This is a genomic window from Pseudomonas sp. PDM16 (assembly GCF_014851865.1).
GTDB lineage: Bacteria > Pseudomonadota > Gammaproteobacteria > Pseudomonadales > Pseudomonadaceae > Aquipseudomonas.
The window spans coordinates 182,230-206,226 of sequence record NZ_JACVAM010000003.1 but is presented as its reverse complement, the minus strand read 5'-3'; the positions used below and the strand labels follow the sequence as shown (position 1 = coordinate 206,226).

Genomic DNA, 23,997 nt, shown 5'->3' with positions numbered 1-23,997 from the left:
CTAGACTCTTTCAGGTTCGCACCCCGGTCGGTTACGCCATGTTGGCGGGATCGAACGTGCCTCACAAGGGTACGGCGGCAGGACCGAGACATGACCAAACAAGAACACTTGGAGGTTTTGATGAAGATGGTGAAATCCACTCTGGCAGTACTGACCACGGCTGCGGTACTCGGTGTGAGCGGTTTTGCTCATGCTGGTGCGACCCTGGATGCGGTGAAGAAGAAAGGTTTCGTGCAGTGCGGTATCAGCGACGGCTTGCCTGGTTTCTCCTACGCCGATGCCAAGGGCAACTACCTGGGTATCGACGTGGACGTGTGCCGCGCCGTTGCCGCCGCTGTATTCGGCGATGCCTCCAAAGTCAAGTACAGCCCGCTGACCGCCAAGGAGCGCTTCACCGCGCTGCAGTCCGGCGAAGTCGACATGCTGTCGCGCAACACCACCTGGACCAGCTCGCGCGATGCGGCCATGGGCCTGAACTTCACTGGCGTGACCTACTACGACGGTCAGGGCTTCCTGGTCAGCAAGAAACTCGGCGTCTCCAGCGCCAAGGAACTGGACGGCGCCACCGTGTGCATCCAGGCCGGTACCACTACCGAGCTGAACCTGTCGGACTACTTCCGTGCCAATGGCCTGAAGTACACCCCCATCACCTACGATACCTCCGACGAGAGCGCCAAGTCCCTGGAGTCCGGCCGTTGCGATGTGCTGACCTCCGACCAGTCGCAGCTCTACGCCCAGCGCATCAAGCTGGCCGCGCCGGACGACTACGTCGTTCTGCCGGAAGTGATCTCCAAGGAACCGCTCGGCCCGTCCGTGCGTCAGGGTGACGAGGAGTGGTTCGATATCGTGCGCTGGACCCTGTTCGCTCAGTTGAACGCCGAGGAACTGGGCGTGACTTCCGCCAATGTGGAAGAAATGGCCAAGTCCACCAAGAACCCGGACATCGCCCGTCTGCTGGGCGCCGAGGGTGATTTCGGCAAGGACCTCAAGCTGCCGAAGGATTGGGCGGTGCAGATCGTCAAACAGGTCGGCAACTACGGCGAGATATTTGATCGCAACGTCGGTGCCGATAGCGAGCTGAAGATCGAACGCGGCCTCAATGCCCTGTGGAACAAAGGTGGTATGCAGTACGCACCGCCGGTGCGCTGATCGCCTCTGCCATCGCCCCTTCATGGGGCGATGGTGTTTCTGAGTTCGTGAACTCCGCGCCGCAATCCATGGGCGCGGAGTTTCCATGAGGGCCACTATGCAAAATCCTGCCAATATTTCGCGCCCGCGCTCGTCGGTATGGACCGACCCGCAGGTGCGCGGCTGGCTATTCCAGATCATCGCGGTCATCGTCGTCGTGGCGATCGGCTGGTACCTGTTCCACAACACCCAGCACAACCTGCAGCAGCGCGGGATCATCTCGGGCTTCGGCTTCCTCGAGCAGAGCGCCGGCTTCGGTATTTCCCAGCATCTGATCGATTACCAGGAGAGCGACAGCTACGGTCGCGTCTTCGTCATCGGTTTGCTCAACACCCTGCTGGTGTCCGGCATCGGCATCGTGCTGGCCACTGTGCTTGGTTTCATTCTCGGCGTGGCGCGGCTGTCGCCCAACTGGCTGATCAGCAAGCTGGCCACCGTCTATATCGAGACGTTCCGCAACATCCCGCCGCTTCTGCAGATCTTCTTCTGGTATTTCGCTGTCTTCCTGCCGCTGCCCGGTCCGCGCCAGGGGATCAGCATCGGCGACGCCTTCTTCCTCAGCAACCGCGGCCTGAACATGCCGTCTCCGACCATCGCCGAGGGCTTCTGGCCGTTCTTCATTGCCGTGATCATCGCCTTGGCGGCAATCTGGGTAATGGCGCGCTGGGCGCGTCAGCGCTTCGAGGCTACCGGCAAGGGATTCCCGACGCTGATCTCCAGCCTGGTGCTGGTCGTCGCGTTGCCGGGACTGGCCATGCTGGTGTTTGGTGATCCCTTCCACTGGGAAGTACCAGAGCTCAAGGGCTTCAACTTCCGGGGCGGCTGGGTGTTGATTCCGGAGCTGATGGCTCTGACCCTGGCATTGACCGTGTATACCGCCGCTTTCATCGCGGAGAACGTGCGTTCCGGTATCCAGGCGGTCAGCCACGGCCAGACCGAGGCGGCCCGCTCTCTCGGCCTGCCGGCCGGCAAGACCCTGCGCCTGGTGATCATTCCGCAGGCCCTGCGCGTGATCATTCCACCGCTCACCAGCCAGTACCTGAACCTGGCGAAGAACTCGTCGCTGGCCGCCGGTATCGGCTATCCGGACATGGTCTCGCTGTTCGCCGGAACGACCCTGAACCAGACCGGCCAGGCCATTGAGGCCATCGCCATCACCATGAGTGTGTATCTGGCCATCAGCATCAGCATTTCGATCCTGATGAACTGGTACAACAAGCGCATCGCGCTGATCGAGCGGTAAGGAGAAGCGCATGGAAGTTCATCAATTTCGCCCCAGCCTGCCGCCACCCCGCATGAGCGTGGGGGTTGTCGGCTGGCTGCGGTCCAACCTGTTCTCCAGCTGGTTCAACACCCTGTTGACCCTGCTGGCCATCTACCTGGTCTGGCTGATCGTGCCGCCGTTGCTGAAGTGGGCGATCTTCCAGGCTGACTGGACCGGCACTACCCGGGCCGACTGCACCAGTGAGGGCGCCTGCTGGGTGTTCATCAAGGAGCGCTTCAGCCAGTTCATGTACGGTTTCTACCCGGAAGAGCTGCGCTGGCGCGTTGACCTGACCGTGTGGCTGGCTGTGATCGGTGCAGCGCCGTTGTTCATCCCGGCCATGCCGCGCAAAGCCGTGTATGGCCTGGTCTTCCTGATCGTGTACCCGCTGGTGGCCTTCTGGCTGCTGCACGGTGGTTTCTTCGGCCTGTCCGAGGTGTCCACCAGCCAGTGGGGCGGCCTGATGCTGACCCTGGTGATCGCCGCTGTCGGCATTGCCGGCGCGTTGCCGTTGGGCATCATGTTGGCCCTGGGCCGGCGTTCGAAGATGCCGGCGATTCGGGTGATCTGTGTGACCTTCATCGAGTTCTGGCGTGGTGTTCCGCTGATCACCGTGCTGTTCATGTCCTCGGTGATGTTGCCGCTGTTCCTGCCGGAAGGCCTCAGCTTCGACAAGCTGCTGCGGGCCCTGATCGGGGTGATCCTGTTCCAGTCCGCCTACATTGCCGAAGTGGTGCGTGGTGGTCTGCAGGCCATTCCCAAGGGGCAGTACGAGGCCGCTGCGGCCATGGGCCTGGGCTACTGGAGAACCATGGGTCTGGTGATCCTGCCGCAAGCGCTCAAGCTGGTGATCCCCGGCATCGTCAATACCTTCATCGCCCTGTTCAAGGACACCAGCCTGGTGATCATCATCGGCCTGTTCGACCTGCTCAACAGCATCAAGCAAGCCACCACTGATCCGGCCTGGCTGGGCATGGCTACCGAGGGCTACGTGTTCGCCGCCCTGGTGTTCTGGATTTTCTGTTTCGGCATGTCCCGCTATTCCATGCGCCTGGAGCGCAAGCTGGACACCGGCCACAAGCGTTAGGAGCCATTTATGACTGAAGCAAACAAGCAGACCAGCGCCGAGCCGATCATTCAGCTGCAAGGCGTGAACAAGTGGTACGGCCAGTTCCATGTGCTCAAGGACATCAACCTCAATGTGCAGCAGGGTGAGCGCATCGTCCTCTGCGGTCCGTCGGGTTCCGGCAAGTCCACGACCATCCGTTGCATCAATCGTCTGGAGGAGCATCAGCAGGGGCGCATTATCGTCGACGGCACCGAGCTGACCAGCGACCTCAAGCACATCGAGGCGATCCGCAGCGAAGTGGGCATGGTGTTCCAGCACTTCAACCTGTTCCCGCACCTGACTGTGCTACAGAACTGCACCCTGGCGCCGATGTGGGTACGCAAGATGCCCAAGCGCAAGGCCGAAGAGATCGCCATGCACTTCCTCGAGCGCGTGCGCATTCCCGAGCAGGCGCACAAGTACCCGGGTCAGCTCTCCGGTGGTCAGCAGCAACGCGTGGCTATCGCCCGCGCCCTGTGCATGAAGCCGAAGATCATGCTGTTCGACGAGCCGACCTCGGCCCTCGATCCGGAAATGGTCAAGGAAGTGCTCGATACCATGATCGGCCTGGCCCAGGATGGCATGACCATGCTCTGCGTGACCCACGAGATGGGCTTCGCCCGTACCGTGGCCAACCGGGTGATCTTCATGGATCGCGGTGAGATCGTCGAAGAGAACGAGCCCAACACGTTCTTCGACAACCCGCAGAATGAGCGGACCAAGCTGTTCCTCGGACAGATCCTGCACTGATCTGTGCTGCGCTAAAGAAAAAGGAGCCTTCAGGCTCCTTTTTCTTTGTGCGTTATTCGGTGAGCGGCTGGCGCAGGCGCTTGCGGAAGGCCCCCGGCGTCTCGCCACAGAGCTGCTTGAACAGCTTGGCGAAGGTGGCGCGGTCGGCGTAGCCGACCTGGGCGGCGACCTGTTCCAGTGAGCGCACCGGGTTGCGCAGGGCGCTTTGCGCGGCGCTGATGCGTAGGCGCTGCAGGTAGTCGTTGGGTGTCAGTCCGGTGGCCGCTTTGAAACGGCGCAGCAGGGTGCGGGTGGAACAGTTGGCGCGCTCGGCCAGCAGCGCCAGGTCGATGGCCTGGGCGTGGTGCTGCTGCAGCCAGCGCAGCAGCGGGGCGATCAGCGGGTCGTCCTGCCCGGCCATCGGCAGCAACGGGGCGAAGCGGCTCTGGCCGCCGCGCTCGCGCTCCACCACCAGGGCGCCGGCCACGCGCTGGGCCAGCCAGTCGCCGCCATGCACGGCGATCAGGTGCAGGCACAGATCGAGACCGGCCTGGGCGCCGCCGGAGCAGAAGCGGTTGTCGTCTTCGGTGAATAACTGGTCGATCTGCAGGCGCACCTTCGGGAAGCGCTGGCGGAAGCTGTCCGCCAGGGCCCAATGGGTAGTGGCGCGGCGACCGTCCAGCACGCCGGAGGCGGCCAGCAGGCAGGCGCTGCTGCACAGGCTGGCGAGCTGTTGGTGCTGCGGGCGAGTGGCCAGCCAGGCGAGCAGGGCGGCGTTGTGCTCCAGGGTGCGGTCCAGCGCGCTGCCGGTGGCGGGGATCAGCAGCAGGTCGGTGCGTTCGGCCAGGTTCAGGTCCCCGTCCACGCGCAGCTGTGCATAGCCGAGCTGCACCGGCTGACCGTCAGCGCTGACCCGTTGCAGTTCGAACAGTGCCTCGCCGGCCATTTGGTTGGCCAGGCGGAAGGCGTCATCGGCCATGCTCAGGCTGGAGAGCACGGTTTGCGGGCAGATGTAGAGAGCGATGCGGATCATCTGGCGATTATTGACACAAAGTTGTCTGTATCGCCAATCGCCGGCCGTCGTTCGCGCGACCATACTCTGCCCATCACAACCCGGAGCAGCGTTGCCATGGCCCACCCCAATGCCGAACTGATCGACCGTTTCTACCAGGCCTTCCAGCGCCAGGATGCCGAGGCCATGGCCGCTTGCTACGCCGACAACATCGAGTTCTCCGACCCGGTATTTCGCGATCTCAAGGGCGCGGACGCCGGCGATATGTGGCGCATGCTCTGCTCCCGCGCCAAGCAGTTCTCCCTGACCTACGAGGTGCTGGAGGCGGATGATCGCCAGGGCCGCGCGCGCTGGGTGGCGACCTACCTGTTTAGTCAGACCGGGCGCATGGTGGAGAACCATATCGAGGCCAGCTTCCGCTTCGAGGGCGGCAAGATCGTCGAGCACCGCGACCGCTTCGATCTGTGGCGCTGGTCCCGCCAGGCCCTGGGCGCCAAGGGTGTGCTGCTCGGCTGGCTGGCGCCGGTGCAGAACGCTATCCGCAAGCAGGCCATGGGCGGGCTGCGCGCCTGGCAGGCCGGGCGCTGACTGACGTAAGCTCTGCGGCCCTGTATTTGCGCTGCCGAGCCATGACCGATACACCACCTGCCAAGCCCTGGTCCGTCTACCTGGTGCGTGCCGAGAACGGCGCGCTGTACTGCGGCATCAGCGACGATCCGCAGCGGCGCTTCGAGCAGCATCGCAGCGGCAAGGGCGCGCGCTTCTTTTACTCCAGCCCGGCGCAGGCGCTGGTGTACACCGAGATCTGTGCGGACAAAAGTGCTGCGCTGCGTCGTGAGCGGGCGATCAAGGCGCTGGCCAAGGTCGCCAAGGAGCGCCTGGTGCAGAGTTGCACCATGCAGGGAAGTGATAGCGAGCAATCAGTCTGATCGGGTAGGCCATTGCCTGCCCGGGCGTTAAGCTGCCCCTTCACTGCCACCGACGCGGAGCCCGCCATGCACGAGTTGATCCTGCACCACTACCCGACTTCACCGTTCGCCGAGAAGGCGCGCCTGCTGCTGGGCTTCAAGCAGCTGTCCTGGCGTTCGGTGATGATCCCGCCGGTGATGCCCAAGCCCGACCTGACCGCGCTGACTGGCGGCTACCGCAAGACCCCGGTGCTGCAGATCGGCGCTGATATTTATTGCGACACTGCGCTGATCGCCCGTCGCCTGGAGGCCGAGAAGAGTGTTCCGGCGCTGTTCCCGGAAGGCCTGGAATTCGTCGTCGCCAGCTTCGCCCAATGGGTCGACTCGGTGGTGTTCCAGCATGCCGTGAGCCTGGTGTTCCAGCCCGAATCCGTGGCACTGCGCTTTGCCAAGCTGCCACCAGAAGCGGTCAAGGCCTTCATCGCCGACCGCGCCGGGCTGTTCAGTGGCGGTACCGCGACGCGCATTCCGGCCGACGTGGCCAAGCACAACTGGCCGAGCATCATGGCCCGCGTCGAGCAGCAGCTGGCGCGTGAGCAGGGCGACTTTCTGTTCGGCGAGCCATCTGTGGCTGACTTCTCCCTGGCCCACTGCCTGTGGTTCCTCAAGGGCACGCCGGTCACCGCGCCGTTGGTCGATGCTTATCCCAATGTCAGTGCCTGGCTTGGCCGCGTGCTGGGCTTTGGCCATGGAGCGTCCAGTGCGTTGAGTGCAGAAGAGGCTATCGAGATCGCTCGCGCGGCGACCCCGGCGGCTTTGCCGGACGAGCAGTTCGCCGAGCCCAATGGCTTCCAGGCCGGCCAGCGGGTGAAGATCGCCGCAACCGACTATGGCGTCGATCCGGTGGAGGGTGAACTGGTGTTCGCCGGCGCCGAGGAGCTGATCCTGCGCCGCGAGGATGAGCGCGCGGGCGTCATACATGTGCATTTCCCGCGCCTGGGCTTCCGTATCGAAGCGCTGTAAGCAGGAACCAGGGCGACGCTAGCGCAGCGCCGCCTTGATACCCTCCGGGCTGTAGCCGCGGATCACCGTGTTTCCCACCGTCAGTAGCGGGATGCCCTGACCGTTCAACGCATCGTAGGCGCGGCGCCCTTCTGCGGACTTCTCGATATCGAATTCGGTATAGGGAATACCTTCCTCGGCGAGGAAGCTGCGGGTCTTGGCGCAGTAACCGCACCAGGCGGTGGCATACAGCACGACCCCGGCCTCAGCCGCCGCCACCTGCGGAGTCGGTTTCAGGCCGAGAAAGGTCTCGATGCGGTCCCAGTGTTGCCAGGTGGCGAGAATCGCCAGTAGCACGAATATCCGCTTGCCCATCTCACTCCTTGCGACGCTTGAGTTGGTCCTTCAGTTGGGTGGGTACCTGGCGAATGATCAGCATGTCGCGCGACTCATCGTATTCGATCTTCGAGCCCAGCAGGTGGGCCTCGAAGCTGATCGACAGACCTTCGGCCCGGCCGGTGAAGCGACGGAACTGGCTGAGGGTGCGCTTGTCCGCCGGAAATTCCGGGGCCATGCCGTAGTCCTTGTTGCGGATATGCTCGAAGAAGGCGCGCGGGCGGTCTTCGTCGATCAGCCCGGAGAGCTCGTCGAGGGTAATCGGCTCGCCGATCTTGGCCTGGCTGGTGGCGTAGTCGACCAGTGTCTCGGTCTTGGCGCGGGCCTGCTCCTCGGCCATGTCCTCGCTCTCGACGAAGTCGCTGAAGGCCTTGAGCAGGGTGCGCGTCTCGCTCGGCGCATCCACGCCCTCGTGGCAGCCGATGAAGTCGCGGAAGTAGTCCGAGACCTTCTTGCCGTTCTTGCCCTTGATAAAGGAAATGTACTGCTTGGAGTGGGCGTTGTTGCGCCACTCGGAGATGTTGATGCGTGCCGCCAGGTGCAGCTGGCCGAGGTCCAGGTGCTTGGCCGGCGCCACGTCCAGCGCCTCGGTCACCGCCACGCCTTCGCTGTGGTGCAGCAGGGCGATGGCCAGGTAGTCGGTCATACCTTGCTGGTGGTGGGCCAGCAGTACGTGGCCGCCAGTCGACAGGTTGGATTCTTCCATCAGCTTCTGCAGCTGTTCGACAGCCTGACGGCTGAAAGCGGTGAAGTCCTGCTCGCCGTCCAGGTAGGCCTTCAGCCAGCCGCTGAACGGGTAGGCGCCGGACTCTTCGTGGAACAGGCCCCAGGCCTTGCCTTGCTTGGCGTTGTAGCTCTCGTTGAGGTCGGCCAACAGGTTCTCCATGGCCTGAGACGCGGCGAGTTCGGAGTCGCGGGCGTGCAGCACGGCGGGCGAGCCATCGGGCTTCTTGTCGATCAGGTGGACGATGCAGTGGCGGATCGGCATGGGTATCGGTCTTCGGTGATTCGCGGGAACAGGGCGAGGAGTCTACCCGACAACGCTGCACGGCGGGCTTGTCGTCATTCGAGTGATGGCTTAGTGCTTCTATCTTCGGTGAACTGCAGCAATTTTTCGGAAAAAAGCAGCTAGCCGCTTCGCTTGCTGGGAAATGTCCATCTACTGTCTTTTCGTCCACACGACGCAGTAAGGGACGGTCCGCGGGGTACCACAAGTGCCGCCGCATCCATTTGCTCCAAACACGGATTGGAGAACCCCATGCATTACAAGAAAAAACTGCTGTTTGCTTCCTTCCTGGCCTCCACGGCTGCTCCGGTTCTGGCGACCGGAACCCAAGACCTCTCGCAGATATTCGACAAACTCTGGAGTCCGAGCCGTATCGGCCCTCTGGAATGTCGTGCGGAGCTGCTCAACAGCTCGCCCTTCCTTTTGCCACGCTGCATGCAGGCACAGAACACCCAGCAGCATTTGCAGATGCTGCACGATGTGGCTCTGGCCAACGGGGGCAACCGCGCCGCCGGTTTGCCTGGCTATGACGGCTCGCTGAGCTATGTGAAGGAGACCCTGGAGCGCGCCGGCTATCGCGTTACCCTACAGGCCTTCCCGTTCAGTGCGTTCTACCCGCAGGGACCCGGCGCATTGCAATCGGTGTCGCCTTCCCCGGTGGATTTCGAGTGGGAGGTTGATTTCACCTACCTGTCGCAGACCGAGGCGGGGGATGTCACCGCGGCTGCCGTACCGGTGGACATCTCGCTCGGCGCCGGCAACACCTCTACCAGCGGCTGCGAGGCCGAGGATTTTGCCGCCTTCCCTTCAGGATCTATCGCGTTGCTGCAACGCGGCTCCTGCGACTTCGCGGTCAAGGCTCAGAATGCCGCGGATGCTGGTGCTGTTGGGGTAGTTCTGTTCAATCAGGGGGACACGGAGGACCGTAAGGAGCTGATCAGTGCCACCCTGGGCGACGCGTATGCCGGCGGCATCCCGGTGCTGTTCGCCACCTATGACGTGGGGGCTAGCCTGGCGCAGACCGCCGAGCTGCAGGTGCGCCTGTTCGCCGATGTGGTGCGTGAACGGACCCAGACCAACAATCTGGTAGCCGAATCGAAGCATGGCAACCCGAACAACGTGGTGATGGCCGGCGCCCACCTGGACTCGGTGTACGAGGGGGCGGGTATCAACGACAACGGCTCGGGTAGTGCCGCGCTGCTGGAGCTGGCCATCCAGCTGCGTAAGGTCAAGCCGACCAACAAGCTGCGTTTCGCCTGGTGGGGAGCGGAGGAGTCCGGTCTGGTGGGCTCGACTCACTACGTCACCCAGTTGTCGCCGGAGGAGAAGACGAAGATCAAGGCTTACCTGAACTTCGACATGATCGCCTCGCCGAACTTCGCCTACTTCGTGTATGACGGCGATGGCTCGGACTTCGGCCTGGAAGGCCCTCCTGGCTCTGCGGCGATCGAGAAGCTGTTCGAGGAGTACTACAAGCTGCGTGGCCTGCCGTCAGAAGGCGATGAAATCACCTTCCGCTCCGACTATGCGCAGTTCTTCACGGACGGAATCGCGTTCGGCGGGCTGTTCACCGGAGCGGAGGTGTTGAAGACCGAGGAGCAGGCGGCGCGCTACGGCGGTACCGCGGGCGTTGCCCTCGACCCCTGCTACCACGCCACCTGCGACAACCTGGGCAACATCGACATGCGGGCGCTGGAGATCAATGGTGATGCCATGGCTTTCGTCACCAGCTGGCTGTCGCACTCCACCAAGGCAATCGATGACGAGATTGCGGCGAGCCAGGCGGACAAGAGCCTGAAGCGTTCCGCCCAGGCCTATGACATCACTCACTGGGGCAAGCACTGGATCAAGTGATCCACGCCAGCTGACAAGAGCCCCGCCACGGTTTGCCGTGGCGGGGCTTTTTCATGGTGCCGGGATTGCCGCCTGGCGGCGCTGCACGGCGTGCAGGCGCTCGATCATGTAGCGCAGGTGCATGTGCAGCTCGTACAGCTCGCTGGAGTAGGACAGGGGGACTTCGACCCGCGCCAGCTCGTCCTCCAGCTTCTCCAGCCGCTCGATCTCGGCACTGATGTCGCCATTGAGCTGGCCCTTGTACAACTGCTGGTCAATTTCGCGCAGGTGCTTGTACCAGCGGTAGATGCGTGCACGGATGCGCCATTGGTAGATCGGGCCGATGGCCTTGAACAGCGGGAACAGCAGCACCAGCAGCGGAATGGCCAGGATGATGTAGCGGTCGGCCAGCGAGGCGATGCGGAACGGCAAGTAACGCTGCAGGATCGGCAGGCCCTTGTCGTAGTAGTAGTCAGCCTCGCTCAGGGTCTGTAGCGACAGTGGTGGCTTGGCTGGATAACTGCCGGCCGAGTCGAGCAGGCTGCCGTTCTTCAGTACGGTCTTGGCAGCTTCCAGAATCAGTGGAGTCAGCGAGGGATGGAAGCTCTCACCGGCTACCAGAGTGGCAACCGGTCCGAGGGTGACGATATCGCGGTCCGGGGTGTTGTTCGCCATGTCCAACATACCTTCCCCGACCTCCAGCCGGCTCAGATAGGGCAGACGCGCCAGGTACGCCTCGGTGCGGCGCAGGCTGACCAGACGCAGCTCCGGTTCGGCGGCCAGGCGCTGGATCAGAGCATTCTCTGCCGGGCCGACGAAGAACGCGGCGTCCAGCTCTCTGGCCAGCAGGGCATCGGCAGCGCGGCTACCGCCCAGTGCTTGCCACTGCTGGGGATAGGCGGTCGGTTCGATGCGATTGGCGGCGAACAGGGCCGCGGTTACCGCCTGGGTGCCACTGTCTTCCCCACCGATGGCCAGGCGCAGTTCGAGCAGGTCGGCCAGGCGTTCGAACTTCACTTTCCTGGTGGTGAACAACCACAGCGGTTCCCGGTACATCACGCCGAGGCCGGATATGGATTTCCTTGCCTCGTCATCCAGGGTCAACTCCTGGCCACTCTGTACCAGGGCCAACTCGACCTCGCCTGCACCCAGCTTGGCCAGGTTGTCGCGCGAGCCGCGACTCGGCACCAGTTCCAGTTCGAAGCCCTGTTGCTCCAGTTCCGCCTGCAGTCGCTCGGCGAAGGCATGGTAGCCACCACTTTCTGCGCCGGTGGCCATGCGTGCATGCATCGGCGGCGGCGGGGCGACGAAGTAGAACAGCGCGCCCACCAGGCCGGCCACTACCGGCACTAGCCACAGGTTGGCGAGGATGAGGATTTTCAGGTCGCGGAGAATGCGGCGCATGGTCGGTCCTTGTGGCTGTTCCTCGCAGAGGATAGCCGGCCAGCTCACCGTTCAGCCACGCGGGGCGAGAACCGCTCCGCGTCGCTCGTGCCAATGGCCCGCGGCTGTCAGCACCACGAGCAGGCCGATGGCATACAGCGCCTCCACACCCAGGGCGACCAGCACCAGCCCGCAGAGCAGGGTGCTGAAGCCGGCTACCCAGCGCCACAGGCCGCGCAGCAGCACCCAGCCGGCAGCCATGCTGAGCAGGTAGACGACAATGAAGTTGCCATTGGCGTAGCGAATCAGGTCGTCTACCGACAGCTGCATCACGGCAGCCAGGGTGGCGCACAGGCAGCAGATCAGAACCACCACCAGCAGCGCCCGTGCCGGCACACCATGGCGATTGAGTGTAGCGACGGAAGAGGGCAACTTGCCCTCGTCGGCCAGGCTCCAGATCAACCGGGCGAAGCCTTGCACGTAGACGTTCATCGAGGCAAAACAGGCCAGGTAGCCGACCGCGGCGACCAGCCAGCGCGCCTCGTCACCGAGCAGCATGTGCATCAGTCGTGGCAGGGAGGCGGCATCGCTGTGCACGTCGCCGTATACGCCGAAGCTCAGCACCGCCACCGAGAAGCCCCAGTACACCAGGCCGGCCAGCAGCACGCCGAGCAGCAGGGCCAGGGGGAAGTCGCGCTGCGGGTTCTTGAACTCCTCGCCCAGGTGGGTGAAAGCCTCGATGCCGACGAAGCACCAGAACATCACGCCCAGTGCTGCCGGGATCAGGTGCCAGGAGTCGTCGATCTGCGGCAGCAGTGGCTGGCTGGCCAGTGGCAGGTCGCCGACCCACCAGACCAGGCCAACGGTGCCGAGAATCGCCAGGGCGATCAGCCCCTGCACCACACCGCTGGCCCTGGCCGGGCGCTGGCCGAGCAGGAGCATGGCGCCGAGGGTGACGAACTGGATCAGCAGCGCCTCGACTTTGCCGATGGGCAGCACTGCCTGCCAGAAGCCGGTGGCGATGCTCAGTGCCGCCGGTAGGCCGACGGGTAGGACGGCGAGGAACAGGAAGGCGATCAGCCGCTCCATGCGTGGGCCAAAAGCGCGACCGATCAGATGCGGCGCGCCGCCGGCATGGGGGAAGCGCTTGCCCAGCTGGGCGAAGGTGAAGGCCACCGGCAGCACCAGGGCGATGAGGATTAGCCAGGCCCAGAGCGAGGCGCTGCCAGCGGCCGTGGCGGCCAGCGCCGGCACCACGAAGATGCCGGTGCCCAGCAGCGAGGTACTGAGCAGCGCCACGCCCTGTAGCAGCCCCAGTTCCTTGTTCAGCCGGCTCATGATGTATCCTCGTCCCTTCATTTCGATCCCGCCATGTTAAGCGCGCCCTCGTTGTCAGGTCGCCGCCGATCACCGGCAAACTGGCGGAATCCACAGTCAAACTGCCTGCTGCCGAGAACCCCCGTGGACAAGTTCGATCGCCAGATCATCGCCCTGCTGCGCCAGGATGCGCGCACCTCCGTCAGCCAGATCGCCCGTGAGGTAAGCCTGTCGCGCTCCGCGGTCGGCGAGCGCATCCGCCAGTTGGAGCAGGACGGGGTGATCCGCGGCTATCACGCGCAGGTGGTCGATCCGGCAGGCGGCGGGGTCAAAGCCTTCCTCGAACTGTTCTATCAGAACAGCCGTTGCCAGGATTATGTGGACCGCATGCGCGCCTTCCCTGAGATCCGCCAGTGCTGCGGCATCAGTGGCGAGACCGACATGCTGGTGCAGGTCGAGGCGGCGAGCATGGCGCGGCTGGCGGAGATTCGTGGAGTGATTGAGAGCTTCCCCGGCATGCAGCGGGTGAAGACGCACATGGTGGTGAGCGAGTGGGCGATGTAGCGCCTGCCACGAGTGGCTAGCGTGCCGATGCCTGGGCTGCTTCCTCTTCGGTGAGCATGTACTTGCCGGCCTGCAAGTCCTGAAAGTAACGGTCGTAGCGGCCGCTGTCACGGAACATCTGCAGGCGACGATTGAAGCGTTGCAGCAGGTCCCCACTGTCCGCCAGGCGCTTGGGCAGCATCAGGTAGCTACGGTTGACCAGCAGTGGTTTGGGATGGTGGGTGACCCTGGCACGTTCGGCGGGGGTGAAATGGCGGCTCAGTGCGGCGTAGCCGACGTTCATCTCCTGTGGATAGAGCACCACCCGCTCCTTGAGCAGCTTGTCGAAGTTCTGCTGGTCGCTGGAGACGCGCTCCATCGTTGCGGTGCCCTTGGCCAGGAACGCGTCGAACGCCGAGCCATAGCTGTATTCCAGGCCGCCACCGAGGTTCATCCCGGCGAGGTCGTCGAAGCTGTGCCAGTCGAAGGGCTGTGACTTGAGGTGGAAGAACACGAACTGCTCGTCCAGCAGCGGCGCGCTGAACAGGAAGTCGGAGTCGCGTTCGTCCTTGTGCATCCACACGCCGGTGGCGTCGAACTTGCCGGCGGCGGTGGCCGAGTAGGCCCGGGGCCAGGGCAGGAAGCGGAAGCTGACCTTGTAGCCTTCCTCGGCGAACAGGTCACTGATGATGTGGGCGATCACGCCGCTGTGGCGCAACTCCTGGGACAGATAGGGCGGCCAGTCCCCGACGCTGATCTGCAGGTCGCGCGGCTCCGCATGTGCGCTCAGGCACCAGGACAGGCAACAGAGGGTCAGCAGGGTTTTCCAGCGCATGGGGACTCCCGGACTCCCGGTGGCTGTTTGGCATTACTTCCACAGCATAGTCAGATTGGCGCGCCGGCGATGCTACCGTTCAGCCAGCCGCGACGTGCAGCGACCTCATGGAAGGTCCAGGCGACGAAGCGACTCTGCTTGTTGCCCTGGGCCATGTCCACCTGCCGTATTTCCAGCGCGCCAGCTTTCTTCAGCGCCGCTTCCAGGCCGGGCAGGTTGGACGCCTTGGACACCAGGCTGCTGAACCACAGCACCTGGCCGGCCACTGCTGTGCTCTCGCGAGCCATGCGCCGCAGGAAGGCCGCCTCGCCGCCTTCGCACCATAGCTCGTTGCTCTGCCCGCCGAAGTTCAGCACCGGTAGTTTGCGCTTGGGGTCGAGCTTGCCGAGGTTCTTCCACTTGCGTGTGCTGCCGCTTGTGGCTTCGGCAGCGGAGCTGTGGAAGGGTGGGTTGCACAGGGTCAGGGTAAAGCGTTCGTCACTGGTCAGCAGGCCCTGGAAGATATGCTGAGGCTCTGTCTGCTGACGCAGTGCGATGGCATCGGTGAGGCCGTTGGCCTGGACGATGGTGCGAGCGGCGGCCAGGGCCACCGGGTCGATGTCCGAGCCGAGGAAGCGCCAGCCGTAGTCGCTATGGCCGAGCAGCGGGTAGATGCAGTTGGCACCGGTACCCACGTCCAGTGCGCGAACTGCCTTGCCACGCGGAATGTTGCCTTCGTTGCTCTCGGCCAGCAGGTCGGCCAGGCCGTGCAGGTAATCGGCACGGCCGGGAATCGGCGGGCACAGGTAGCCCGGCGGAATGTCCCAGTGAGCGATGCCGTACAGCTGGCGCATCAGCGCACGGTTGAACACCTTTACCGCTTCGGGATCGGCGAAGTCGATGCTCTGCTTGCCGTAAGGGTTGAGGATGACGAAGCGGCCCAGCTCCGGGCTGGCCTCGATCAGCTTGGGGAAGTCGTAACGGCCCTGATGGCGGTTGCGCGGGTGCAGCTGCCCTTTGCTGACGGCTTTGGGTTGGCGGGGCGGGGAGGTTTTCTGGCGCATGGCGGGCGGTTCGGCGGACGAGACGGCAATTGTCCCACAGCCATCAGCGCCAGCCCATCGACCAGTGTTCGCTGTCCTGCAGATGCCGCCAGTCGAGCCATTCGCTGCGCCGGGTGAGCACGGCCTGGAGTTCGACCTGCTGGACGTCGCCGGTTTCGTCGCACAGCAGCTCCGTCACCAGGAAGTGCTTCTCGCGGTTCTGCGGTTGGCAGGCGGTCCATTTCGACAGCAGCAACTTGCGTGGATTGAGGCGGCGTTTCGTCACTGGCGATGCTCCAGCAGTCGCCGTGCCGCCTCCTGGCCGCTGAGCCAGGCACCTTCCACTCGGCCGGACAGGCACCAGTCGCCGCAGGCGTACAGGCCCAGGTCGGCATCGGCCAGGGCACCCCATTCGTGGGCGCTGGCCGGGCGGGCGTAGAGCCAGCGGTGTGCCAGGCTGAATGCGGGGGCGGGCAGGGCGCAGCCGATCAGTTCGGCGAAGGCGCCATGCAGCTGCTCGATCACGGCCTCCTTGGGCAGGTCCAGATGCTGCCGGCTCCAGGCGCTGGTGGCGTGCAGCACCCAGGTATCGATGTGGCCGTCGCGGCCCGGCTTGCTCCGGTTACAGGCCAGCCAGTCGATGGCGCTGCCCTGGACGAAGCAGCCTTGAACCGGTGTCTCCAGCGGCTGGTCGAAGCCCAGGGCCACGGCCCAGGTGGGCTCCATCACCACGCTGGCGGCAGTGCCGGCCAGCTTCGGCGCGGCGGCCAGCAGGTTGGTGGCCTGCGGCGCCGGAGTGGCGATGATCACGCTGCTGTAGGGGCCGTGGCTGTTGCCCTCGGCATCCTGCAGGCTCCAGTGCTGCTCGCCGCGGAACACCTCGGTGATGCGGCAGGAGAAGTGCACCGGCAGAGCGCCGAGCAGCGCACGGCTGATGGCGCTCATGCGTGGCGTGCCAACCCAGCGCACCTGTTCGTCTGGCGAGGGCAGCAGGCCATTCTGGTTGTAGTGGTACATCTGCGGGTCCCACTCGGCGACCCAGCCGCGGGCCTGCCAATGCTGCACCACCTCGACGAAGCGGCGGTCACGGGCGGTGAAGTACTGGGCGCCCAGGTCCAGCGAGCCGGCGTCGCTGCGCTTGCTGGCCATGCGCCCGCCACTGCCGCGGCTCTTGTCGAACAGTTCGATCTCCAGGCCGGCGGCGTGCAGTGCCTGGGCGGCCGAGAGCCCTGCCAGGCCAGTACCGATTATCGCGATGGGTGCGCTCATGGTGATCCTCGTTTCCCGGAGTCGCTCGCTACCGGAGCGATGTCATTGCCGACTACTGTTTGGACACGGGTGGACGAACATTGGTTGTACCCGTCTCATGCCTGACCGCATGAGGCGACTGAAACTGGGACGGTGCGCCAGACGGAAAAAGGCACGTTGCGCCGTCATGATTCAGACTAGGGCGTGACAGGTGGTTCACGCCATGCGAGGAGAGTGCCATGCACATATTGCTGACCGGCGGTACAGGTCTGATTGGCCGCGCCTTGTGTCGTCAGTGGTTGCGGCAGGGACATGAGCTGACCGTCTGGAGTCGCACGCCCGCACGTGTTCCTGGCCTGTGCGGCGTGGCGGTACGTGGCATCGGTAGTCTCGAGCAATACGGTGCGGGCCCGCTGGATGCGGTGATCAACCTGGCCGGTGCGCCCATCGCCGACCGACCCTGGACGCATCGGCGCAAGGCGCTGCTGTGGGAGAGTCGCGTGGCGCTCACCGAGCAGTTGCTGGTCTGGCTGGAAGCCCGCGACCACAAGCCACAGGTGCTGATTTCCGGCTCCGCCGTAGGCTGGTATGGCGACGGCGGCGAGCGCGAGTTGCATGAGGACAGCCCGCCGGTGGTCGAAGATTTTGCCGCTCAGTTGTGCGGCGCCTGGGAGGAAACCGCCCAGCGTGCCGAGGAGCTGGGCATCCGCGTGGTGCTGTTGCGTACCGGGCTGGTGCTGGCGGCCGATGGTGGCTTCCTCAAACGTTTGCTGCTGCCCTTCCGGCTAGGCCTGGGTGGGCCGATTGGCAATGGTCGGCAGTGGATGCCCTGGATCCATCTGCAGGATGAAATCGGTCTCATCGATTTTCTCTTGCAGCGGGAAGGCGCGCGCGGTCCCTATAATGCCTGCGCCCCGCAGCCGATCCGCAATCGGGCCTTCGCCCGTGCGTTGGGCCGTGTATTGCACCGACCGGCGCTGCTGCCGTTGCCTGGGCCGCTGCTGAAGTTGGGGCTGGGCGAGTTGTCCGGGCTGCTGCTCGGTGGGCAAAAGGCACTGCCGCAGCGTGCGTTGACCGAGGGTTACGAATTCCGCTTCACCGATCTCGACTCGGCCCTGGCCGATCTTTTCAAGGACACCGCATGACCGATCATGCCCTGCTGTTGATCAATCTGGGTTCGCCGGCCTCCACTTCGGTGGCCGACGTGCGTCGCTACCTCAACCAGTTCCTCATGGACCCCTACGTGGTCGACCTGCCCTGGCCGCTGCGCCGGCTGCTGGTTTCGCTGATCCTGATCAAGCGCCCTGAGCAGTCGGCCCATGCCTACTCGTCGATCTGGTGGGAGGGTGGTTCGCCGCTGGTGGTGCTCAGCCGCCGTCTGCAGCAGGCCATGGTGCCGCACTGGCCGCATGGGCCGGTCGAGCTGGCCATGCGCTACGGCGAGCCTTCCCTCGCCAGCGTGCTCGAACGCTTGGTGGCCCAGGGCGTGCGCAAGGTGACCCTGGCGCCGCTCTACCCGCAGTTCGCCGACAGCACTACGACGACGGCGCTGGAGGAGGTGAAGCGTGTGGTGCGTGAGCACAACCTGTCGCTGCAGTTCGCCAGCCTGCCGCCATTTTACGATCAGCCCGAGTACCTGGACGCCCTGGTGGCGAGCGCCAAACCGCATCTGGAGCAGGATTTCGACCATCTGCTGCTGAGCTTCCACGGCCTGCCCGAGCGGCATATCCGCAAGCTGGTGAAAGACCCCAGCCACAGCCTGACCTCGACCAGCAGCGCCGGCGTCAGCGACGAGACCCTGGCGGTCTGCTATCGCAGCCAGTGTCTGCGCAGCGCCGAGCTGTTCGCCGAACGTGCCGGCCTGCCGGCGGGCAAGTGGTCCGTGTCGTTCCAGTCGCGCCTGGGGCGCGCCAAGTGGATCGAGCCCTATACCGAAGCGCGTCTGGACGAATTGGCCAAGGCTGGGGTGAAGAAGTTGCTGGTGATGTGCCCAGCATTCGTCGCCGACTGCATCGAGACGCTGGAGGAGATTGGTGATCGCGGCCGCGAGCAGTTCCAGGAAGCCGGTGGCGAGGAGCTGGTGCTGGTGCCATGCCTGAACGACCACCCGCAATGGGTCGCCGCCTTGAAGACACTCTGCGAGCGGGCGCCACAGGTTATCTGACATGCCCGCCGCGTCTGTTGCATTGCGCTGCTGGGTACTGGCTTCGCTGGTGCTGGCGAGTGGTGTACAGGCGGGCGAGTTGCGCGTGTGCCAGCATGACCCCGGCCGCTACGCCTATCGCATCGAGCTGGCCAACCTGATCCTGGCGCGTACGGCGGCCAGCCATGGTGAGCTGCACATTGCGCCGGCCATGGCCGATGACCCTCCACAGGAGCGTTGCCTGCTGCAGCTGCGCGATGGCGAGATGGACCTGGCCTACGTGCCACCGAGTGCTGAGCGCCTGCAGCAGTTCGACATGCTGCCGTTCGATATCCACGCTGGCATGCTCGGCTATCGCCTGCTGTTGATCCGCCGCGAGGATGCCCCGCGTTTCGCCCGGGTTCGCACCGTGGATGACCTGCGCCAGTTCCGTGGTGGTTTCGTCAGTCAGTGGAGCGACTTCTCCCGCTTCGCCCTCAATCGCCTGCCGGTGGTTGGCACCTCGCGGCCGGAGAACCTGCTGGCGATGCTCGAGAGCCACCGCTTCGACTACTACCACCGGGCGCTGCATGAGATCTGGCCGGAAATCGATGGAACAGGAACGGCCCAGCATCCGGATCTGATGGTCGAGCCGAACCTGGCGCTGGTCTATCAGTTGCCGGTGTACTTCACCTTCAATCACGGGGATGTGGCATTGCGCGACCGCTTCGCCGAGGGGATTCGCCTGATCCAGGCCGACGGCAGCTTCCAGCAGTTGCTGTACCGTCATTTCGGCAAGGAGGTGGCACGCAGTCGCCTGAGCGAGCGACGCCTGCTGATTCTCGACAACGATTTGCCGGCGGGTTTGCCCGAGGCGGACAGCCGCTTCTGGCTGCAGCGCTAGGTTCTGTACGAAAAGTGCCTGCGCTCGGTGATGCTGCGTTAAAAACAGGCTCAGAATGCTCATTTACACCACGTAAACTGCGCTTCTTCGCCTGTTTTTGCCTTGCCTGACCTTCGCTCGGCGACTTTTCGTACAGAACCTAGGCCGGAGGGAACTGCGGCCACGCAGTGTGGCCGCGGGCGAGCCTTACAGCACTTCGAACAGCCCGGCAGCGCCCATGCCGCCGCCGACGCACATGGTGATCACCACGTACTTCACGCCGCGACGCTTACCTTCCAGCAGGGCGTGGCCGACCATGCGTGCGCCGCTCATGCCGTAGGGGTGGCCGATGGCGATGGCGCCGCCGTTGACGTTCAGTTTGGCCGGGTCGATGCCGAGCTTCTGCGCGCTGTACAGCACCTGGCAGGCGAAGGCTTCGTTGAGTTCCCACAGGCCGATGTCGTCGACGGTGAGGCCGTGCTGCTTGAGCAGTTTCGGCACGGCGAACACTGGGCCGATGCCCATCTCTTCCGGGGCCAGGCCGGCCACGGCGATACCGCGATACAGGCCCAGTGGCTGGATGCCGCGCTGGGCCGCCAGGGCGCCGCTCATCAGCACGCTGGCGCTAGCGCCGTCGGACAGCTGGCTGGCGTTGCCGGCGGTGATGCAGCCGCCTTCGATCACCGGCTTGAGGTTCTGCAGGTCGCCGAGCACGGTTTGCGGGCGGTTGCCTTCGTCGAGGCTGAGGGTGACGTCTTCGAAGCTGACCGCGCCGGTTTCTTTATCCACCAGTTTCTTGCGTGCGGTAACTGGAACGATCTCGTTGGCGAACAGGCCGGCGGCCTGGGCGGCGGCGGTGCGTTGCTGCGACAGGAAGCCGTATTCGTCCTGGGCTTCGCGGCTGATGTTGTAGCGCTTGGCGACGATCTCGGCGGTCTGCAGCATCGGCATGTAGGCATGCTCGGCCATCTTCACCACGGCCGGGTCGTAGTCGGCGCCGGACCATTTCATGTGGGTGTTCTGCACCAGGCTGATCTGCTCCTGGCCGGCACCGACGGTGACGGCCATGCCGTCGACCATGATCTGCTTGGCGGCGATGGAGATGGCCATCAGGCCGGAGGCGCACTGGCGGTCGATGGTCTGACCGCTGACCGACAGCGGCAGGCCGGCGGCCAGCGCGGACAGGCGCGCCAGGTTGATCGCGGCGGTGCCGCCCTGCATGGCGGTGCCCATCACCAGGTCTTCGATTTCACCCGGTTCGATGCCGGCGCGCTCGACGGCGGCACGAATGGCTACGGCGCTCATGGACGGCGACTTGAGGTCGTTGAAGGCACCGCGGAAGGCCTTGGCGATGGGCGTACGGGCGGTGGAAACGATGACGGCGTCTTGCATGGCGAAATGCTCCTGTTGTGGTCGTGTCAGTCGCGCAGCAGGCGGGCGAGTGCCGCGCGCAGCGTTTCGGGAATCGGCACCGGGCGGTTGCTGGTGCGGTCGACGAAGACGTGGACGAAGCGCCCGGCGGCGCAGGCCTCGTCTTCGCCGGCCTTGAAGATGGCCAGCTCGTACTGCACCGAGCTGTTGCCCAGCTTGCCGACGCGCAGGCCGACCTCGATGCGTTCGGGGAAGGCGATGGAGGCGAAGTAGTCGCACGACGAGCTGACCACGAAGCCGATCACCTCGCCCTCGTGGATGTCCAGGCCGCCGACTTCGATCAGGTAGGTGTTCACCGCGCTGTCGAAGAAGCCGTAGTACACGACGTTGTTGACGTGACCGTAGACGTCGTTGTCGTGCCAGCGCGTGGTGATCGGCTGGAAGTGGGCGTAGTCGCCGCGCAGGTGCTGCGGTGGGTTCATGCTCGGTCCTCGTGCTTGCGTACCACCCTAAGGCCTGGGAGGCGGCTGGGATACTTTGATTCGTCGGCTGTATTGCGGGCTATTGGTCTGCTCCAGCATTCGCCGGATGGATCGCGCTCCATCGAACCATCCGGCCCGGGCAGATGATCAATACGCCGCTTGGTAAATGGCCAGCGCATCAGCCTCGCTGACTTCGCGCGGATTATTCACCAGCAGGCGCTGCTGGAGCATGGCGTCGCTGGCCAGGGTGTTCAGCATGGCCTCCGGCACGCCGGCATCGCGCAGGCGGCTGGGCAGGCCGCAGCGCTGATTCAGCGCGGCCAGCTCATCGATAAAGGCGGTACAACGTTGTTCCGTGCTGCCGCCCTGGAAGCGCTCGCCGAGCAGCAGCGGCGCCAATTCGGCATACAACGGCATGGCGGCCGGGGCGTTGAAGCGCAGCACATGCGGCAGCACCAGGGCGTTGGAGAGGCCATGGGGAATATGGAAGTGCCCACCCAGCGGATAGGCCAGGGCATGCACCGCTGCCACCGGCGCATTGGCGAAGGCTTGGCCGGCCAGGCAGGCACCGAGCAGCATGGCCTGGCGCGCCTCGCGGTTGCCGCCGTTGTGCACCGCCTCATCCAGATTGGCAGCCAGCAGGCGCAGGGCCTCGCGGGCCAGCAGGTCGGACAGCGGATTCTTCTTCAGCTTGGTGGTGTAGGCCTCGATGGCGTGGACCATGGCGTCGATGCCGGTCGCGGCTGTCACCGCTGGCGGCAGGCCGAGAGTCAGCTCGGCGTCGAGCAGCGCCAGATCCGGTAGCAGCAGTGGCGAGACCACGCCCATCTTGGTGGTTTCGCCGGTGGTAACGATGGAGATGGGCGTCACCTCCGAACCGGTGCCGGCGGTGGTCGGCACCTGGATCAGCGGCAGGCGCTGGCCACGGGCGTTGCCCACGCCGTAGATATCCTTCTGCGATTGCTGACAGTTGGGATGGGCGAGCAGGGCGACCAGCTTGGCCACGTCCATTGAGCTGCCGCCGCCGAAGCCGATCACCAGGTCGGCGCCGAGGGCGCGGGCGCGCTCCACGGCGTTGAGCACGATGGCTTCGGGCGGGTCGGCGATCACCTGGTCGAACACTTCCACGGCCACGCCGGCCTGGGCGAAGCCGGGCAGCACGCCGTCGAGCAGGCCGAAGCGGGTGATGCCGGGGTCGGTGACCAGCATCACGCGCTGGGCGCCGCGCTCCTGGCACAGGCTGGCGAGGCGCACGCTGGAACCGGATTCGCAGAGGATCTGCGCAGTGGTGGCGAAGCTGAAGGGTTGCATGACGAATCCTCCGAAGGTCAGGGCCGCGCCGGCACGGGCTGCTGGCGGGCGAAAAAGTCCCAGATGGCCCGTGGGCCGTCGAAACCGGAAAGGGTGGGGCCGAGCAGGCGCGGCGCGCGGAAGTCGCCCTGGGGCAACAGGTGGCCGCCACCGATCACTCCGTACAGGGCAATCTCGGCACGGCCATCGGCCTGCCACTGGTCGAGGCTGACGCGTTGCGCTGGGTCGTTTGGATCGTTCCAGGCTGTGCTGCTGCGCACCGCATCGCGCGGGTAGCCGGCCAGGTTGGCGAAGTACAGCGCCGACTCGTAGGCCGAGCGCACGGTGCCGCGGTTACCGAAGCCGAACAGGGTGACCACGCCGCCGTTGTACGGGTTGATCGGGTCGCGCGTGCCGTTCATCAGCAGCACCGGCACGGCCTGGCCGGACGGCGTACAGGCCAGGTTGTCGTCGGTGGGCAGGTTGGCGGCGAAGGCGGCGACACCGGCCAGCAACGCTGGGTTTTCCAAGGCGATGCGCAGGCCCAGCTGGCCACCGTTGGAATAGCCGGTGAGGAACGCGCGCTGCGGGTCGGTGCCGTGCTGGCGGGCGAAGCGCTGGATCAGCGCGGTGATCAGACCCTTGTCGTCGATGTTCTGCGCGCGAGCTGGGTAGTCAGCGGTACGCCGGCAGTCGTTCCAGTTCTTCTCGAAGCCCTGCGGGTAGACGACGATGAAGCCATGATGATCGGCCAGGCGCTCGAAGGCGTAGGCGCTGAAGGTGCGGATGTCGTCGATGGTCTGCAGCGAGCCGTGCAGGACGAACACCAGCGGCGCATTGGCTGGCAGGTTCTTCGGCGCATAGAACGCGTAGTCGCGCTGCAGGCCGCCAAGCTCGATGCGCTCATGCTGCAGCGTGGCACTCAAGGCCGGTTGGGTGGGCTTGGGTGCATAAAGGAAATAGGCATACAGCCCGGCCGCGAGGGTGGCGAGCAGAAGGAGTGAAATCAGCACTTTTCTTGTCGTTGTCATGCGTGTCTCACAGTAGGGGATCGA

25 protein-coding genes are annotated in these 23,997 nt (G+C 64.7%); 12 read left to right on the top strand and 13 right to left on the bottom strand.

Annotated features, from left to right (window positions below; genetic code table 11):
* Positions 1-120: 120 nt before the first annotated feature.
* From IB234_RS12940 to IB234_RS12925, 4 genes are all read left to right on the top strand, one after another.
* Positions 121-1,149: an amino acid ABC transporter substrate-binding protein gene (locus IB234_RS12940; protein WP_192319080.1), complete on the top strand. Its 1,029-nt coding sequence runs from the start codon at positions 121-123 to the stop codon at positions 1,147-1,149.
* Positions 1,150-1,246: 97 nt separating this feature from the next.
* Positions 1,247-2,431 carry an amino acid ABC transporter permease gene (locus IB234_RS12935; protein ID WP_192318226.1) on the top strand — a complete coding sequence of 395 codons (1,185 nt, stop codon included), beginning with the start codon at positions 1,247-1,249 and terminating at the stop codon, positions 2,429-2,431.
* A gap of 10 nt (positions 2,432-2,441) precedes the next feature.
* Positions 2,442-3,539 carry an amino acid ABC transporter permease gene (locus IB234_RS12930; protein ID WP_192318224.1) on the top strand — a complete coding sequence of 366 codons (1,098 nt, stop codon included), beginning with the start codon at positions 2,442-2,444 and terminating at the stop codon, positions 3,537-3,539.
* A gap of 9 nt (positions 3,540-3,548) precedes the next feature.
* On the top strand, positions 3,549-4,310 hold the full coding sequence (locus IB234_RS12925; protein WP_192318220.1) for an amino acid ABC transporter ATP-binding protein: 762 nt from the start codon (positions 3,549-3,551) through the stop codon (positions 4,308-4,310).
* 52 nt (positions 4,311-4,362) lie between these two features.
* Here IB234_RS12925 and IB234_RS12920 read toward each other — a convergent pair whose 3' ends face one another.
* Positions 4,363-5,322 carry a GlxA family transcriptional regulator gene (locus IB234_RS12920; protein WP_192318218.1) on the bottom strand — a complete coding sequence of 320 codons (960 nt, stop codon included), beginning with the start codon at positions 5,320-5,322 and terminating at the stop codon, positions 4,363-4,365.
* Positions 5,323-5,418: 96 nt separating this feature from the next.
* Between IB234_RS12920 and IB234_RS12915 the strand changes: the two genes are divergently transcribed.
* The 3 genes from IB234_RS12915 (at position 5,419) to IB234_RS12905 (ending at position 7,232) form a co-directional block, all read left to right on the top strand.
* Positions 5,419-5,889 (top strand): nuclear transport factor 2 family protein, encoded by a 471-nt coding sequence (locus tag IB234_RS12915; RefSeq protein WP_192318216.1) that lies wholly within the window; start codon positions 5,419-5,421, stop codon positions 5,887-5,889.
* A 41-nt stretch (positions 5,890-5,930) separates the two neighbouring features.
* Positions 5,931-6,230, top strand: coding sequence for a GIY-YIG nuclease family protein (locus IB234_RS12910; protein WP_192318213.1), 300 nt, complete (start codon positions 5,931-5,933; stop codon positions 6,228-6,230).
* A gap of 66 nt (positions 6,231-6,296) precedes the next feature.
* Complete coding sequence (locus IB234_RS12905; RefSeq protein ID WP_192318211.1) at positions 6,297-7,232, top strand: glutathione S-transferase family protein; 936 nt, start codon at positions 6,297-6,299, stop codon at positions 7,230-7,232.
* 18 nt (positions 7,233-7,250) lie between these two features.
* Here the strand turns inward: IB234_RS12905 and IB234_RS12900 are convergent, their stop codons facing one another.
* Both IB234_RS12900 and yejK read right to left on the bottom strand, forming a co-directional pair.
* Entirely contained in the window at positions 7,251-7,586 is a 336-nt protein-coding gene (locus IB234_RS12900; RefSeq protein ID WP_192318209.1) for a glutaredoxin family protein, read from the bottom strand.
* 1 nt (position 7,587) lies between these two features.
* A complete protein-coding gene (gene yejK, locus IB234_RS12895) occupies positions 7,588-8,595 on the bottom strand; it encodes a nucleoid-associated protein YejK (RefSeq protein WP_192318207.1) in 1,008 nt (335 codons plus the stop codon).
* Positions 8,596-8,865: 270 nt separating this feature from the next.
* Between yejK and IB234_RS12890 the strand changes: the two genes are divergently transcribed.
* Positions 8,866-10,467 (top strand): M28 family metallopeptidase, encoded by a 1,602-nt coding sequence (locus IB234_RS12890; protein WP_192318205.1) that lies wholly within the window; start codon positions 8,866-8,868, stop codon positions 10,465-10,467.
* 51 nt (positions 10,468-10,518) lie between these two features.
* Here IB234_RS12890 and IB234_RS12885 read toward each other — a convergent pair whose 3' ends face one another.
* Complete coding sequence (locus tag IB234_RS12885; protein WP_192318203.1) at positions 10,519-11,850, bottom strand: TAXI family TRAP transporter solute-binding subunit; 1,332 nt, start codon at positions 11,848-11,850, stop codon at positions 10,519-10,521.
* 51 nt (positions 11,851-11,901) lie between these two features.
* A complete protein-coding gene (gene yjeH, locus IB234_RS12880; protein WP_192318201.1) occupies positions 11,902-13,167 on the bottom strand; it encodes an L-methionine/branched-chain amino acid transporter in 1,266 nt (421 codons plus the stop codon).
* Between the two features lie 123 nt (positions 13,168-13,290).
* Between yjeH and IB234_RS12875 the strand changes: the two genes are divergently transcribed.
* Complete coding sequence (locus tag IB234_RS12875) at positions 13,291-13,710, top strand: Lrp/AsnC family transcriptional regulator (protein WP_192318199.1); 420 nt, start codon at positions 13,291-13,293, stop codon at positions 13,708-13,710.
* A 16-nt stretch (positions 13,711-13,726) separates the two neighbouring features.
* Here the strand turns inward: IB234_RS12875 and IB234_RS12870 are convergent, their stop codons facing one another.
* The 4 genes from IB234_RS12870 to IB234_RS12855 are packed head-to-tail and all read right to left on the bottom strand — an operon-like array spanning position 13,727 to position 16,815.
* Positions 13,727-14,524, bottom strand: a complete 798-nt coding sequence (locus IB234_RS12870; protein ID WP_192318197.1) for a substrate-binding periplasmic protein — start codon at positions 14,522-14,524, stop codon at positions 13,727-13,729.
* A 50-nt stretch (positions 14,525-14,574) separates the two neighbouring features.
* The gene (gene rlmF, locus IB234_RS12865) at positions 14,575-15,567 is read right to left on the bottom strand and encodes a 23S rRNA (adenine(1618)-N(6))-methyltransferase RlmF (RefSeq protein ID WP_192318195.1); all 993 of its coding nucleotides are present in this window, start codon (positions 15,565-15,567) and stop codon (positions 14,575-14,577) included.
* A gap of 43 nt (positions 15,568-15,610) precedes the next feature.
* Complete coding sequence (locus tag IB234_RS12860; RefSeq protein WP_192318193.1) at positions 15,611-15,832, bottom strand: TIGR02450 family Trp-rich protein; 222 nt, start codon at positions 15,830-15,832, stop codon at positions 15,611-15,613.
* Positions 15,829-16,815: an NAD(P)/FAD-dependent oxidoreductase gene (locus IB234_RS12855; protein ID WP_192318190.1), complete on the bottom strand. Its 987-nt coding sequence runs from the start codon at positions 16,813-16,815 to the stop codon at positions 15,829-15,831. The genes IB234_RS12860 and IB234_RS12855 overlap by 4 nt, the downstream gene beginning before the upstream one ends.
* A gap of 218 nt (positions 16,816-17,033) precedes the next feature.
* Here IB234_RS12855 and IB234_RS12850 point away from each other — a divergent pair, with 218 nt between their 5' ends.
* The 3 genes from IB234_RS12850 to IB234_RS12840 are packed head-to-tail and all read left to right on the top strand — an operon-like array spanning position 17,034 to position 19,820.
* On the top strand, positions 17,034-17,939 hold the full coding sequence (locus IB234_RS12850; protein ID WP_192318188.1) for a TIGR01777 family oxidoreductase: 906 nt from the start codon (positions 17,034-17,036) through the stop codon (positions 17,937-17,939).
* On the top strand, positions 17,936-18,958 hold the full coding sequence (gene hemH, locus IB234_RS12845; protein WP_192318186.1) for a ferrochelatase: 1,023 nt from the start codon (positions 17,936-17,938) through the stop codon (positions 18,956-18,958). Before IB234_RS12850 ends, hemH begins: the two co-directional genes overlap by 4 nt.
* A gap of 1 nt (position 18,959) precedes the next feature.
* The gene (locus IB234_RS12840; RefSeq protein ID WP_192318184.1) at positions 18,960-19,820 is read left to right on the top strand and encodes a substrate-binding periplasmic protein; all 861 of its coding nucleotides are present in this window, start codon (positions 18,960-18,962) and stop codon (positions 19,818-19,820) included.
* A gap of 186 nt (positions 19,821-20,006) precedes the next feature.
* Here IB234_RS12840 and IB234_RS12835 read toward each other — a convergent pair whose 3' ends face one another.
* The 4 genes from IB234_RS12835 to IB234_RS12820 form a co-directional block, all read right to left on the bottom strand.
* Positions 20,007-21,191: an acetyl-CoA C-acyltransferase gene (locus IB234_RS12835; protein WP_192318182.1), complete on the bottom strand. Its 1,185-nt coding sequence runs from the start codon at positions 21,189-21,191 to the stop codon at positions 20,007-20,009.
* A gap of 26 nt (positions 21,192-21,217) precedes the next feature.
* A complete protein-coding gene (locus IB234_RS12830) occupies positions 21,218-21,652 on the bottom strand; it encodes an acyl-CoA thioesterase (RefSeq protein ID WP_043308607.1) in 435 nt (144 codons plus the stop codon).
* Positions 21,653-21,799: 147 nt separating this feature from the next.
* On the bottom strand, positions 21,800-22,963 hold the full coding sequence (locus IB234_RS12825) for an iron-containing alcohol dehydrogenase (protein WP_192318180.1): 1,164 nt from the start codon (positions 22,961-22,963) through the stop codon (positions 21,800-21,802).
* A gap of 17 nt (positions 22,964-22,980) precedes the next feature.
* Entirely contained in the window at positions 22,981-23,955 is a 975-nt protein-coding gene (locus tag IB234_RS12820) for an alpha/beta hydrolase family esterase (RefSeq protein ID WP_192318177.1), read from the bottom strand.
* Between the last annotated feature and the right edge of the window lie 42 nt (positions 23,956-23,997).